13 protein-coding genes are annotated in these 12911 nt (G+C 69.5%); 4 read left to right on the top strand and 9 right to left on the bottom strand.

Annotated elements, in window-relative coordinates; translation table 11 throughout:
* Positions 1-143: 143 nt before the first annotated feature.
* Positions 144-707 carry a 16S rRNA (guanine(966)-N(2))-methyltransferase RsmD gene (rsmD, locus tag ACLFOB_RS11080; protein ID WP_410926106.1) on the bottom strand — a complete coding sequence of 188 codons (564 nt, stop codon included), beginning with the start codon at positions 705-707 and terminating at the stop codon, positions 144-146.
* On the bottom strand, positions 704-1915 hold the full coding sequence (locus tag ACLFOB_RS11075; protein ID WP_410926105.1) for an NAD(P)/FAD-dependent oxidoreductase: 1212 nt from the start codon (positions 1913-1915) through the stop codon (positions 704-706). The genes rsmD and ACLFOB_RS11075 overlap by 4 nt, the downstream gene beginning before the upstream one ends.
* Positions 1916-2007: 92 nt before the next feature.
* Between ACLFOB_RS11075 and ACLFOB_RS11070 the strand changes: the two genes are divergently transcribed.
* Positions 2008-2493: a peroxiredoxin gene (locus tag ACLFOB_RS11070; protein ID WP_410926104.1), complete on the top strand. Its 486-nt coding sequence runs from the start codon at positions 2008-2010 to the stop codon at positions 2491-2493.
* 75 nt (positions 2494-2568) lie between these two features.
* Here the strand turns inward: ACLFOB_RS11070 and ACLFOB_RS11065 are convergent, their stop codons facing one another.
* The 6 genes from ACLFOB_RS11065 to ACLFOB_RS11040 form a co-directional block, all read right to left on the bottom strand.
* Positions 2569-2865 carry a 4a-hydroxytetrahydrobiopterin dehydratase gene (locus ACLFOB_RS11065; protein ID WP_410916034.1) on the bottom strand — a complete coding sequence of 99 codons (297 nt, stop codon included), beginning with the start codon at positions 2863-2865 and terminating at the stop codon, positions 2569-2571.
* The gene (locus ACLFOB_RS11060) at positions 2862-4049 is read right to left on the bottom strand and encodes a GNAT family N-acetyltransferase (RefSeq protein ID WP_410926103.1); all 1188 of its coding nucleotides are present in this window, start codon (positions 4047-4049) and stop codon (positions 2862-2864) included. The genes ACLFOB_RS11065 and ACLFOB_RS11060 overlap by 4 nt, the downstream gene beginning before the upstream one ends.
* A gap of 44 nt (positions 4050-4093) precedes the next feature.
* A complete protein-coding gene (locus ACLFOB_RS11055; RefSeq protein ID WP_410916032.1) occupies positions 4094-4858 on the bottom strand; it encodes a glycerophosphodiester phosphodiesterase family protein in 765 nt (254 codons plus the stop codon).
* Positions 4855-5319 (bottom strand): RidA family protein, encoded by a 465-nt coding sequence (locus ACLFOB_RS11050; RefSeq protein WP_410926102.1) that lies wholly within the window; start codon positions 5317-5319, stop codon positions 4855-4857. The genes ACLFOB_RS11055 and ACLFOB_RS11050 overlap by 4 nt, the downstream gene beginning before the upstream one ends.
* Positions 5320-5394: 75 nt before the next feature.
* Positions 5395-6675: an HlyD family type I secretion periplasmic adaptor subunit gene (locus ACLFOB_RS11045; protein WP_410926101.1), complete on the bottom strand. Its 1281-nt coding sequence runs from the start codon at positions 6673-6675 to the stop codon at positions 5395-5397.
* Between the two features lie 365 nt (positions 6676-7040).
* Positions 7041-8774, bottom strand: coding sequence for a type I secretion system permease/ATPase (locus tag ACLFOB_RS11040; protein ID WP_410926100.1), 1734 nt, complete (start codon positions 8772-8774; stop codon positions 7041-7043).
* A gap of 235 nt (positions 8775-9009) precedes the next feature.
* Here ACLFOB_RS11040 and ACLFOB_RS11035 point away from each other — a divergent pair, with 235 nt between their 5' ends.
* Positions 9010-9774 (top strand): VacJ family lipoprotein, encoded by a 765-nt coding sequence (locus ACLFOB_RS11035; RefSeq protein WP_410916027.1) that lies wholly within the window; start codon positions 9010-9012, stop codon positions 9772-9774.
* A gap of 1 nt (position 9775) precedes the next feature.
* A complete protein-coding gene (locus ACLFOB_RS11030) occupies positions 9776-10366 on the top strand; it encodes a phospholipid-binding protein MlaC (RefSeq protein ID WP_410916026.1) in 591 nt (196 codons plus the stop codon).
* A 3-nt stretch (positions 10367-10369) separates the two neighbouring features.
* Here ACLFOB_RS11030 and ACLFOB_RS11025 read toward each other — a convergent pair whose 3' ends face one another.
* Entirely contained in the window at positions 10370-12565 is a 2196-nt protein-coding gene (locus ACLFOB_RS11025) for a transglycosylase domain-containing protein (protein WP_410926099.1), read from the bottom strand.
* Positions 12566-12816: 251 nt separating this feature from the next.
* Between ACLFOB_RS11025 and ACLFOB_RS11020 the strand changes: the two genes are divergently transcribed.
* A partial coding sequence (locus tag ACLFOB_RS11020) for a P-II family nitrogen regulator (RefSeq protein ID WP_410926107.1) occupies positions 12817-12911 on the top strand: 95 nt, incomplete at its 3' end.

Here is a 12911-nt window from a genome sequence, read left to right as displayed (position 1 = left end):
GCCGCCTCACCCCCCGAGGGTATTTCCCGCAAGAGGAAGCACCTCTTGCAGGGCGGCACGGCGGTTTCCGGCGGGCGGGTCGCTGTCGCTGGAGCCGCCAGCGCGCGTTCCCGGTCGCGGCTGACGCTCAGGAAGCTGCGCGATCAGCTGTCTTCCGTCCCGGCCCGCAGGACGGCGAGCGTCGTGTCGCCGTAGCGGCGTGTTTCGAGAAGCTGCAGCCCGGCGGGCGGCGCGATCCGCGCGCTTTCCTCCCAGATCACGAGCGCGCCGGGGGCGATCCAGCCGCCGGCGAGGGCCGCCTCCAGCGCGGTCTCGCCCAGCCCCCGCCCGTATGGCGGGTCCAGAAAGACGAGGTCGAAGGGCGCGCCCTCGTTGGGGCCCAGGCGGGTCGCGTCGCGGCGCAGGTGGCGCGCGCGGTCGCCGGCGCCGCAGGCGCGGATGTTCTGCGCGATGAGCCGGGCAGCCGGGCGGCCGTTGTCCACCAGGATCGCCTCCGCCGCGCCGCGCGACAGCGCCTCGAGCGCCAGCGCGCCGGTGCCGGCGAAGAGGTCGAGCACGCGGGCACCGGTCAGCGGGTCGCCCAAGCGGCCGCCGCCCAGCACGTTGAAGAGGCTTTCGCGCACGCGGTCCTGGGTGGGGCGTAGCCCGCCGGCCGCGCCGGGGCCTGTCAGCGCGCGACCGCGCCAGGCGCCGCCCACGATCCTCACGCCGCGAGGAGCGCCTTGAGGTCGGTTGCGGGATCGGCCAGCGCGGCGGGATCGGGGGATTTGCCCGCCTCGATCAGGCGCTTGCCCACCATGTAGTCGCGCGGCGCGTTCATCGCGTCGACGGCGATCAGCCGGTCGCCGGCGAAATACCAGTGCGAGGCGGATGTTTCGGTCGCGCCGGGGCGGCGCAGGACGTGGGTGTAGCCGGCGTTCAGCCCCGCGATCTGCAGCTTGACGTCGTACTGGTCCGACCAGAACCACGGGTGGGGGTCGTAGGGCGCCTCTGCCCCCAGCATGTTGCGGGCGACCGCTTCGGCCTGGTCGATGGCGTTCTGCACGCTTTCGAGCCGGATGCGTTCGCCACGCCAGGGGAAGCTCGCGCAGTCGCCCGCGGCCCAGATCGCGGGGTCGGCGGTGCGCCCGAAGGTGTCCGTTGCGATGCCGTTGTCTATGGTAAGGCCGGCCGCCTCGGCCAGGGCGGTGCAGGGGCTGATGCCGATGCCGACGATCACCAGATCGAGGTCCAGACGCGTGCCGTCGGCGAGGATTGCGCCGGTCACATGTTCCTCGCCGGTCAGCCGGTCGAGGCCCGTGCCCTCGCGCAGGTCGACGCCGTGGCGCTTGTGCAGCGCGCGGAACCAGTCGGCTGTCTCCGGGGCGGCGACGCGGCCGAGGATGCGGGGCGCGGCCTCGATCAGCGTCACCTCCATGCCGGCGGAGCGGCAGACCGCCGCGGCCTCGAGCCCGATGTAGCCGCCGCCCACCACGAGCGCGCGCGCACCCGGCCGGATCGCGGGGGCCATTTCGTTCACATCGGCAAGATTGCGGACCACATGGACACCGCGCAACTCGCCGCCCAGCGACCCCGGCAGGCGGCGCGGCACGGCGCCGGTGCAGAGCGCGAGCGCGTCGTAGGGCAGGGCGTGGCCGCCGGCGATGATCTGCCGGTCCTTGCGGTCGATGGCGACGACGGTCTCGTCGAGCCGCAGGTCGATCCCGTTGTCGGCGTAGAAGCTTTCGGGGCGCAGGTAGAGGCGGTCCAGTGCCATCTCGCCCATCAGGTATTTCTTCGAGAGCGGCGGACGCTGGTAGGGCGGCGCGTGCTCCTCGCCGATCAGCGTGAGGCGGCCGGTATAGCCCTCTGCCCGGAGCTTCGCCACCAGCGATGCGCCGGCCTGACCCGCGCCCACGACCACGATGCTGTCCATCCCCGCTCTCCCGGCTTTTTGCAGTGGCCCCCGTGTCGGGCGGAGCCTATATCCCGTCCTTGGTGAATGGCAATTCCGCGAGGGAGAGGAAGATGATCTCAGTCGGCGACAGGCTGCCCGATGCGACGCTCATGGCGATGGGGGCCGAGGGGCCCGCGCCGGTGCAGATCGGCGACAAGGTAAAGGGGCGCAAGGTGGTGATCTTCGCCGTTCCGGGCGCCTATACGCCCACCTGCCACTCGGCCCATGTGCCCAGCTTCGTGCGGACGAAGGAACAGTTCGACGACAAGGGCGTGGACGAGATCATCTGCGTGTCGGTCAACGATCCCTTCGTGATGAGCGCCTGGGGCGAGGCCACGGGCGCAGACGCCGCCGGGATCACCATGCTGGGCGACCCGCTGTCGGAGTTCACCAGGGCGATCGGCATGGATTTCGACGCCCCGCCCGCCGGGCTGATGGGGCGGTCGCAGCGCTACGCGATGCTGGTCGAGGACGGCAAGGTGACGCTTCTGCACCTTGAAGAGAACCCCGGCGCCTGCGAGGCGACGGCGGGCGAGGCGCTGCTGGCCGCGATGTGAACGAGGCGCTCGGTCGCCCCCTGGCGGGGCTCCTCGCGAGGAGCGCCCGCAGGGGCGGCGACCGAGCATCCCCGCTCAGCCGGCGAGCTGGTCCATCTTGCGCGCAAGCTTTGCGTCGAGTGCGCTGAGCCCGCCCACGTCGTGGGTCGAAAGCGTCACCTCGACGGTCTTGTAGACGTTGAACCACTCCGGGTGGTGGTCCCATTTCTCGGCCCAGAGCGCGCAGCGGGTCATGAAGCCGAAAGCCTCGACGAAATTGGCGAACTGATAGGTCTTGGCGATCGCGTCGCGCCCCTCGACCATCTTCCAGCCGGACTCGAAGAGCGGCGCCAGCATGGTCTCGCGGCCCGTGTCGCTGAGAAGCTCCGTCATTCCCGTTCCTCCACCTGTGCTTTCCTGAAGGGCCCGTAGGCGGTGAGTACCTCGATGTCCTGCGCGATCGCGCGCCGTTCGGCCTTGAGGTAGCGGCCGACGGCCTCGGCGAAGCCGGGCTCGGCGATCCAGTGCAGCGAATGGACCTCTGCCGGCAGATAGCCGCGGGCGAGCTTGTGCTCGCCCTGCGCGCCGGCCTCGACGCGCGCAAGGCCGTGTTCGATGGCATAGTCGATGGCGCGGTAATAGCAGGCCTCGAAGTGCAGGCAGGGGTGGTGCTCGGTGCAGCCCCAGTAGCGGCCATAGAGCGTGTCGCGTCCGATCAGGTTCATCGCGCCGGCGATCCAGTCGCCGTCACGCTCGGCCATGATCAGCAGGATGTCGTCGCGGAGCCGCTCCTGCGCTATGTCGAAGAAGGCGCGGGTCAGGTAGGGGCGCCCCCATTTCCGCGCGCCGGTGTCCTGGTAGAAGGTCCAGAAGGCATCCCAGTGCGCGGGGCGCAGGTCGTCGCCGGTGAGCATCCGGATCGCGCCGCCGAAATCGTTGGCGACCCGACGTTCCTTTCGGATCGTCTTGCGCTTGCGCGAGGAAAGATCGGCAAGGAAGCCGTCGAAATCGGCATAGCCGCGGTTGACCCAGTGAAACTGCTCGGTGACGCGATGCATCAGGCCCATCGCCTCGCCCGCCTTGGCGTCTTCGGCGGTGCAGAAGGTGATGTGCACGGAACTGACGCCCGCGTCCGAGGCGATCTGCACCGCGCCCTGCACCAGCGCGGCCCGCCCTGCGGCCTCGTGCCCCGGCCGGACCAGCAGGCGCCGCCCGGTGGCGGGGGTGAAGGGGACGGCGATCTGCAGCTTGGGATAGTAGCGGCCGCCGGCGCGTTCGTAGGCATGCGCCCAGTTGTGGTCGAAGATGTATTCGCCCTGGCTGTGGCCCTTGGCGTAAAGGGGCGCGACGGCGATCACCTGTCCGCCCTGCCGGACGGTCAGGTAATGCGGCTCCCATCCCGTGCCGGGGCCGACCGAGCCGCTGTCCTCCAGCGCCTTGAGGAAGCGGTGCGTGGTGAAGGGATCATACGGGCGGCCACCATTGTCGGCCTCCGGACAGGCGCAGGCATCCCAGTCCTCGGCCGCGATCCGGTCCAGGCTGGTCAGCGTTTGGACTTCCACCGTGTCGTCGCGCATCGCGTCCCCTTCGATCTCTCAATCTGGGCCGGGCGCGGGGCGGTTCAAGCCGGGATTGCGGCGGCATAGCCTTCGAAGGTGATGTTGTCGGCCAGGCGCCGCGCGGCATGCTCATCCTCTTCCGAGCGGATCGTCCAGCACAGGACGGGCATCTCGCGCGCCTTGAGTTCGGCGATGCGCGGGCGGCCAAGGTCGCTGGCCTGGTGGCTGACGAAGGTCGCGCCGCTTCGGGCCAGTTCCGGCATCTCGCGAAGATGCGCCCGCAGGCTCTCGGGAAAATGCGGCCAGAGGGTCGCGTCATAGGCGCTGGTCGTCAGGCCACGTGGCAGATGCGGCGCCAACTCGCCCATGCGCCGGACCGAATGCCCGTTGAAGGACATCACCGCCACGGGGCCGGCGTAGTCCGCCAGCGCCCGCGCCGCGGCCTCTTCCAGCGCGCCCACGTCGGGGCCCATGCGCCCGTCCTGGTCCTTGAGCTCGACGAGCAGCGGCACGCGGCCTGCCACGATCGCCAGGATGTCGCGAAGCGTCGGGATGCCCTCGCCGTCGCCGCCCGACAGCGCGATCTGCGAAAGCTCGTGCGCGCTGCGCGCGCCAACCGCGCCGCGCTCGCCGGTGAGCCGGCCAAGGTCGTAGTCGTGAAAGACCATCGCCTGCCCGTCCGCCGACAGTTGCAGGTCGATCTCGATGCCGTAGCCGGCCCGGACCGCCGCGCGCACCGCTGCGCGGCTGTTCTCGGGTCGCCCCGGCCCATGCAGTGCACGATGTGCAACGGGCCGGCGCAGGAAGTCCGCAGGAAGCGCCGTCATTCGATTTCGAAGATCCCCTCGATCTCGACCGCGACGCCGAGCGGCAGGGCGCCCGCCGAGACGGCCGAGCGCGCGTGCCGCCCCGCGTCGCCCAGCGCCTCGACGAGGAAGTCGGAGGCGCCGTTCACCACCTTGGGCTGCTCCGTGAAATCCGGCGTGGAGTTGACGAAGCCGGTGAGCTTCACCACCCGCTTCAGCCGGTCCAGATCGCCGTCGCAGGCCGCCCGGACCTGCGCGAGCAGCATCAGCGCGCAGCGCTTTGCCGCCGCTGCGCCATCGGCGGTGTCGAGTTCCGCGCCAAGCTTGCCGGTGATCAGGCGTCCGGTTTCGTCCATCGAGATCTGACCCGAGACATGAAGCAATCCGCCCGCCTTCACGAACGGCACATAGTTCGCCGCCGGTGCGCTGGCCTCCGGCAGGTCGATTCCCAGCTCCTTCAATCGCGCTTCGTGTCCGGCCATGACTGCCTCCTTGCTCGGGTTCGTGGCGCGACGCTACAGGCAGCGCGGCACGGGGGAAAGCGCGATTCCGGACCCTCAGCTTTCGCGGAACGCCTTGGCGAAATAGTCGGTGAGCGGTTTGACCAGGTAGGTCACCGGCGTGCGCGCCTCGGTCTGGATGAAGGATTCGACCGGCATGCCCGGCACCAGCGTCACGGTGTCGGGCAGCCGCGCCTGTTGTTCTTCCGGAAGCATGATCTCGATGCGGTAGTAGCTCTGGCGCGTGTCGTCGTCGGTGAAGGCGTCCGGAGACACAAGGCGGACGGTGCCGAAAAGCTCCGGCGTCGTCCGCTGGTTGAGCGCGGAAAAGCGCAGCGTCACCTCCTGGCCCACGCGGATCTGATCGATGTCGATCGGATCGACCTGCGCGACGATCACCAGGGGGCGGTCCTGCGGGATGATGAACATGACCGGGTCGGCCGCCTTGAGGACCGAACGTGGCGTGGTGACCTGCATGCCGTAGACGATGCCGCCGACCGGCGCGCGAAGCTCCATCCGCGCGAGCTGTTTGCGCAGCGCAAGCCGCTGCTCGGCCAGTTCCAGTTCCCGGAACCGCAGGTCGCGCAGGCGCGTGATGGCATCCTCGCGGCGCTGCGTGTCGAGCTTCAGGATCTCCAGATCGATTTCCGTGATCCGACCTTCGGACTGCGCCATCTGCGCGGTCAGCTCGCCCATCTGGCCGGACAGGCGCGCCTGCTCGCGTTCCAGCGACAGCACGCGGCTCGACTGTGCAAGGCCGCGGTCCAGCAGGCTTTGCTGTCCCACCAGTTCCCGCTCGATGAGTTCGAGCTGTCGTGACAGCGCGGATTGCTGCGCCTCGATCCCTTCGATCTGGTTGCTGATCTGGGCCGCACGGCGCTGAAGCTGTTCGGTTTCGCGCTCGATCGATTCCCCGCGAGCCTCGAACAGACGCTCCTGCCCCTCGACAAGGTCGCGAATATCGTCGTGCCCGGCCGCGCGGTCCAGCAACTCGGGGTCGAAGCTGATCTCGTCGCTGCCAAGGCGCTCCGCCTCAAGCCGGCCCCGTCGCGCCATCAGTTCGAAAATCTGGTTCTCGACGATGGTGAGTTCGGTGCGCAGATCGCTGGGGTCGAGCCGGAGCAGAAGCTGGTCCTGCGCCACGCTGTCGCCCTCGTCGACCAGGATCTCTTCGACGATACCGCCATCGCGATGCTGCACGATCTGCCTGTTGCGCTCGACCTCGATCTGACCGGGCGCGATGATGGCGCCGGAGACTTCCGTCAGCGCGGCCCAGCTTCCGAACCCGCCGACCAGCAGCAGCGTTGCCAGGGCGCCGACCGCAACCGGCGTGCGCATCCGCAGCCGCGTGCCCGTCGGGGCGGTGCTGCCGCGAGCGGCACGTTCCGCAGTGCCGCGCCGCGTTGCTGCGCCTTTGCCGGCCCCGGCGCCGCCGCGTGACGTGGCCGGATCCACCGTGCCCGTCATGCCATGCCCGTAGGCGCGATTGGCCGGTGACGGGGCCCCGCCCGTCGCGGTCGCATCGGATGCGCCGGCCACTGGCAGAGGCCTGCCGTCCACGCCGGGGGCGGGGGCCGATCCGGTGGGCGCGGCCCTGCTCGCGTCATCGAGCGGTGCCCTTCCGACCACAGGCCTTGCCGGGGGCGGCGTGTCCGTCGCAGGCGCCCGGGCCGCCGGTTTCTTGCCGTCTTTGGAGCTTTCGGTCATGCAACGCCTCCGGTTCCCGGCGCTTCGAGGATCTCGCGGTGGTTCTTGACCGCCTGCCGCAAGACCTCGTCCCGAGGGCCGAAGGCCGCCCGCGCGCCGTGATCGAGAATCAGAAGCTGGTCGCACTCGCGGATCGCGGCCGGCCGATGCGCCATGATCAGGACCGCCTTGCCGTCCGCCTTCATCGCCCGGATCGCGGCGTTCAGGGCCGCGCTGCCTTCGTTGTCCAGATTGGAGTTCGGCTCGTCCAGCACAAGGATCACCGGGTTGCCGAAGAGGGCGCGCGCCAGCCCGATGCGCTGGATCTGGCCGCCCGACAGGCGTGCTCCCGCGCCGCGCACCCGCGTGTCGTAGGCCTCGGGCAGTTGCAGGATCATCTCGTGCGCGTCGGCCTTCACGGCGGCCTCGACCACCCTTGCCGCGTCAGGCGTCATCGACAGGCGTGCGATGTTCTCGGCGATGGTGCCGTCGAAGAGTTCCACCTTCTGTGGCAGGTAGCCGATGTATTCGCCCAGCACGTCCGGCGGGTAGCGGTCGAGCGTCGCCCCGTCGAGCCGGATGCGCCCGCCCGCGGGCCGCCAGACGCCCGTGAGGGCGCGCGCCAGCGTCGACTTGCCCGCCCCGGAGGGGCCGATGACCCCCAGTGCCTGTCCCGGCTGAACGGAAAAGGTCACCATGCGAAGCGAGGCCTGCGAGCCCCCCGGCGGCACCACGGTCAGTTGCTGCACGTCGAGCCGGGCGCGCGGCCGCGGCAGCGCCGTCAGCGCCCGCTCGGGGGGCACCTCGGACAGCAGCCGCGCCAGCGAGTCCCACCCCTGGCGCGCCGCCTGGAAGAGTTGCCAGCTGTTTATTGCCAGTTCGACCGGCGCCAGCGCCCGTCCCAGCAGGATCGAGGCCGCGATCATCGCCCCGGGCGTGAGGTCGCCGCGCAGCACGAGAAAAGCGCCAAGGCCCAGCATTGCAGACTGCAGGAACAGGCGGAAGCTCTTGGTGATCGCGGCAAAGGTTCCCGACACATCGGCCGACTCCAGCATGTCGTCCAGCGCCTCGTCCCGGCCGCGTTTCCAGCGGGCGAAGGCATTGCCGCGCATCCCCAGACTCTGCACCGTCTCGGCCTCGTCCCGGATCTGCCCGGCCATGACGTCGGACCTGAAGACCCCCTGGTTGCCGCGCGTCGACGACCGCCGGCTCATCAGCTGGTTCAGCACGGCGAAGACGATCAGTATCATGCCGCCGCCCACCGCCAGATAGCCCAGCCAGGGATGGAAAAGCGCGATGCCGACGAGAAAGAAGGGCGTCCAGGGAATGTCGAAGAACGACATCAGGGCCGGCGAGGCGGTCAGGCGCTGCACGGCGTCCAGATCGCGAAGCCCGGTCGCGGCGCTGTCGTCCGGCAACACGGCCGACTTTCGGATCACCGCGTCGAAGACACGCTGGTCGAGCCGCGCGCGCATCCGCGCCCCGACACGCGCCATGATCCGCCCGCGCGCGTAGTCCAGCAGCGCCATGATGCCATACAGGAAGGCGACGAGGAGGGAGAGCGCCAGCAGCGTTTCGACCGAGCGGCTGCCCAGCACGCGGTCGTAGATCTGCAGCATGTAGATCGGGCCGGTCAGCATCAGCAGATTGGCGAAAAAGCTGAAGATCCCGATAAGCCAGAAGTAGCCACGATTCTCACGACGCGCGGCGCGCAGTTCGTCGAGCCCGGGCTGAGCGTCCTTTGGTTTCATTGCGCCGTTCCCGCGGTTTCTGGCCCCATTGCGGCGCCGGCCTTGAGGCGACGGGATCACATCCTGGACGACCGGAATTCAGAAAACCTTACCCGCATCCTTCGGCAGAGTTTTGCAGTGCACGCATCGGGTGACAAGGTTATAGAAGAACTCGTGCCAGCTGCGCGTCGGGGGCGCGACGGTCAGCCGGTCGGAAAAGGGTGGCCTGATGACAGCGTCGACGGATCGATCTGCAATGCGTGTGTTCCGGCCGATCGTGTGTCTCGTTGGCCTTGTCGTGCTGAGCCTGACGGCGGGATGCGCGCGCGCGCCCGGCGGCGAGGGGCAGGGCGTGCACGATCCCTACGAGGCCGCGAACCGCAGGGTGCACGCCTTCAACGTGGGCTTCGACCGAGCCGTCACCCGGCCGGTCGCGCGCGGGATGAGCGCAGAGGGCGAACCCTCCGACCTCGCGCTTGCGCTGGTCAACTTCGCCGACAACCTGGGCGCGCCGCAGATGGCGGTCAATCGACTGCTGCAGGGCGAACTGGGCCTCGCGTCCCGCAACGTCTATCGCTTCGTCGTCAACTCGACGCTTGGCTTCGGCGGGCTCTTCGACGTGGCGGCGGATTTCGGCGTGCCGGCGGACGACACCGACTTCGGACAGACGCTCCATGTATGGGGCGTGCCGGAGGGCGCCTATCAGGAGTTGCCGATCCTGGGGCCCTCGACCGAACGGCGGACGGCCGGCCGCATCGTCGATGTCTTCACCAACCCGCTGGGCACGGCACTGACCCCGGCCGAGCGTCGGGGCGTCCTTGCCGTGCGGCTGGCGGGACGCGTGGCCAAGCGGGGCCGCTTCGGCGGGGCGGTCGATTCGGTGCTGCACGAAAGCGCCGACAGCTATGCGCAAAGCCGACTCATCTATCTTCAGAACCGGCGTTTCGAACTCTCCGGCGGCGAGGTCTCGCCGTCCGGGGCGGATTTCACCGATCCCTACGAGGAACTCTATGCGGAATGACATGACCCGGCGCGGCGCGCTGGCGCTGACCGGCGGCGCGCTGTTCGCGCTGGCGCCGCTTTCCGCGCTCGCGCTGACCGAGGCGCGCGCCCGCGCGCTCGTGCAGTCGCTGGTGGACGAGATCAACGCGGTGATCGCCTCCGGCAAGTCCGAAGCGGCGATGTACCGCGACTTCGAACGCATCTTCAATCGCTACGCCGACGTGCCGACCGTTGCGCTCTACACCTTGGGCGTCGACGGGCGCAGCGCCACCGCCGCCCAGAAACGCGCCTACATCGACGCGTTCCGCGGCTACATCGCGCGCAAGTACGGCTCGCGCTTCCGCGAGTTCATCGGCGGCCGGCTCGAGGTGCAGGGTGTCACGCAGATCAAGAACTACTATCAGGTCCGGACCACCGCCTATCTGCGCGGCGAGGACCCGTTCTTCGTCGATTTCCATGTCTCCGACCGCTCGGGGGAGGACCGTTTCTTCAACATGTTCATCGAGGGGGTGAACCTGCTGCTGTCCGAGCGGGAAGAGATCGGTGCGATGCTGGACCGTCGGGGCCGGAACCTCGACCGGCTGATCGCCGACCTGCGCACCATGGGCTGAGCGCTAGCGGGTGCCGCCGCCGAAGATATCCTGCAGCACCTGTTCCAGCACCGTCTGCCCCACGTCGCGCGGCGCCTCTTGCCCTGCCGTCCGGGGCTGCGGCTCGGGCCGCGGGGCGGGGCGCAGCATCGGCAGCGGGCGGGGTTCCGTTCCCTCGTGTACACGCAGCATCGTCTCGCGCCAGATCTCGGCGGGCAGCCCGCCGCCGGTGACGCCGGTGAGCGGCGTGTTGTCGTCGTAACCCATCCACACGCCGGCGACATAGTCCGCGGTGAATCCCACGAACCACGCGTCGCGCGCGGCCTGCGTGGTGCCCGTCTTGCCCGCAGCCTCGCGCCCCTCCAGCCGGGCGCGGCCGCCGGTGCCCTCGCTCACCACCTTCTCCATCATGTAGATCAGTTCGCGCGCGGCCTCCTCGCGGATCACCCGCTCGCGGATGCCGCCGCCCAGATTGTCGATCAATGCCTCGTCCTCGCCCCTGAGGCGCAGGTCGACGATGCCGTAGGGCGTGACCGCCGAGCCGCCGTTGAGGATGCCGGCATAGGCGCCCGTCATCTCCAGCAGGGTGGATTCGGAGGCGCCCAGCGCCAGCGCCGGCCCGTCCGCGAGATCGCTGACCAGCCCGAACTCGGCCGCGACACTGCGGACGTTCTCGCGCCCGACCTCTTCGGAAATCTTCACCGCGGGGATGTTGAGCGAGCGCGCCAGCGCCTCGGTCAGCGTGACCGGGCCGTAGAAATCGTCACTGTAGTTCTCGGGGCTCCACGGGCGCGAACCGGGCACCTCGATCGTGATCGGCTCGTCCGTGACGATGTCGTCGTGGCGCCAGCCCAGTTCCAGCGCGGTGGCGTAGACGAAGGGCTTGAAGGCCGAGCCTGTCTGCCGGTTGGCCTGCGTCGCACGGTTGAACACGCCCGACACGCGCTGTTTGCGCCCGCCGACCATGCCGCGCACCGCGCCGTCGGCGCTCATCACGACGATCGCGGCCTGCGCCTCGGACCCTTCGCGCACCCTGGTCTCGAAGACGTCCGCCAGCGCCGCTTCCGCGGCCTTCTGGATGCGCTGGTCGAGCGTGGTGCGGATCACCACGTCCTCGGTCGTGTCGCGGGTCAGGTATTCGGGCGTCGAGGACATCAGCCAGTCGGCGAAATAGCCGCCCGCGCGCGCTTCTGCCGCGCCGGACAGGACCGCGGGTTCCGCCAGTGCCTCCTGCGCCTGCGCGGAGGTCAGATATCCCTGATCCTCCATCAGCCGCACGACCACCGCGGCCCGGTCCTGCGAGCGTTGCAGGTTGGTGGTGGGGGCCAGCGCGGTGGGCGCGGTCAGCAGTCCTGCAAGCATCGCCGCCTCGCCCGGGTCCACCGCCGCGGCGGGCTTGCCGAAGAAGCGCTGTGCTGCGGCCTCGGCGCCGTAGGCGCCGCCGCCCATGTAGGCGCGGTTCAGGTAGATCGACAGGATGTCGTCCTTGGAATACCTGGCCTCCATCGCCATCGCGTAGAGTGCCTCGCGCAGCTTCCGCCAGAGCGTCGTCTCGCGACACGAGGCCTCGTAGGCGGCCTCGCTTTCGTGGACGGCCGAGTCGTAACGGTTGCCGAGGCAGAGCAGCTTCGCGGCCTGTTGCGTGATGGTCGAGCCGCCGTGCCCCTCGAGCGGGCCGCGCCCTTCGCTCAGGTTGATGCGGATCGCGCCGGCGATGCCGATGGGATCGACCCCGGGATGCCGGTAGAATCGCTTGTCCTCGGTCGCGATCACCGCGTGCTTGAGGTGGGGCGAGACGCTGTCGGCCGTCACCGCGCCGCCGAACTGCGCGCCGCGCCAGGCGAACACCGCACCGTCGCGGTCCAGCATGGTGACCGAGCCGCGCGGGCGGCCGTCGAGAAGCTCGTCCATCGCCTGGAGCGTCGAATAATAATAGATCACGCCGCCGCCGATCAGCAGGGCGACGATCAGGCTGACCCGCCAGGTGAAGCCCCAGACGATCCGCCAGAGGAAGGCGAAGAGATTGCCGACGAACCCCCGGCGCCGCGCTGGCCGCCGGGCGCGCTGCGCCGGCCTGCGTGCGGCGGGCTTCGCCGCGGCGGGCTTTTTGCCCGTGCCGGCCGCGCCGCCCTTGGCAGTGCCCCGGCGGTCAGCGCGCCCGTTGCCGCTGGTGCCGCGTGTGGCCCGCAGACGCGGAGGTTTCCGGCCTGAATCGCTCATGTCCTGCTCGTCCCGAACCTGCTTTTTCGGCGCAGATTACCGGCTTTGCGGCAGGATGTAGAGCATCGGTTCGGCAAACGGGAGTTCATCGGGCGGTCAAAAAATAGGCAAAATTTGCCGAGCGCCCAAAAAAACGGCGCCGCGCCCTTCTTGCCCGGCCGGTTCCGCCCAGCGCGCTTTCCCCGAAGCCGGCCGGTCGATTTTCCTGCATCTGCACAGACGCAGGCCGCGCGCCTGCCCAAGCGAAGGGGATGCAGGTGAAACTCATCATAGCGACGATCAAGCCGTTCAAGCTGGAGGAGGTCCGGGAAGCCCTGACCGCCATCGGCGTGCGCGGCATGATGGT

Source organism: Rhodosalinus sp. (assembly GCF_046542825.1).
Taxonomy (GTDB): domain Bacteria; phylum Pseudomonadota; class Alphaproteobacteria; order Rhodobacterales; family Rhodobacteraceae; genus Rhodosalinus.
The sequence above is the reverse complement of the archived record's forward strand: the minus strand, read 5'-3'. Positions and strand labels throughout refer to the sequence as shown.

Coding starts and splice junctions, on each gene's coding strand:
- ACLFOB_RS11075 (WP_410926105.1), bottom strand. CDS start 1,915: ATGGACAGCATCGTGGTCGTGGGCGCGGGTCAGGCCGGCGCATCGCTG.
- ACLFOB_RS11070 (WP_410926104.1), top strand. CDS start 2,008: ATGATCTCAGTCGGCGACAGGCTGCCCGATGCGACGCTCATGGCGATG.
- ACLFOB_RS11065 (WP_410916034.1), bottom strand. CDS start 2,865: ATGACGGAGCTTCTCAGCGACACGGGCCGCGAGACCATGCTGGCGCCG.
- ACLFOB_RS11060 (WP_410926103.1), bottom strand. CDS start 4,049: ATGCGCGACGACACGGTGGAAGTCCAAACGCTGACCAGCCTGGACCGG.
- ACLFOB_RS11055 (WP_410916032.1), bottom strand. CDS start 4,858: ATGACGGCGCTTCCTGCGGACTTCCTGCGCCGGCCCGTTGCACATCGT.
- ACLFOB_RS11050 (WP_410926102.1), bottom strand. CDS start 5,319: ATGGCCGGACACGAAGCGCGATTGAAGGAGCTGGGAATCGACCTGCCG.
- ACLFOB_RS11045 (WP_410926101.1), bottom strand. CDS start 6,675: ATGCGCACGCCGGTTGCGGTCGGCGCCCTGGCAACGCTGCTGCTGGTC.
- ACLFOB_RS11040 (WP_410926100.1), bottom strand. CDS start 8,774: ATGAAACCAAAGGACGCTCAGCCCGGGCTCGACGAACTGCGCGCCGCG.
- ACLFOB_RS11035 (WP_410916027.1), top strand. CDS start 9,010: ATGCGTGTGTTCCGGCCGATCGTGTGTCTCGTTGGCCTTGTCGTGCTG.
- ACLFOB_RS11030 (WP_410916026.1), top strand. CDS start 9,776: ATGACCCGGCGCGGCGCGCTGGCGCTGACCGGCGGCGCGCTGTTCGCG.
- ACLFOB_RS11025 (WP_410926099.1), bottom strand. CDS start 12,565: ATGAGCGATTCAGGCCGGAAACCTCCGCGTCTGCGGGCCACACGCGGC.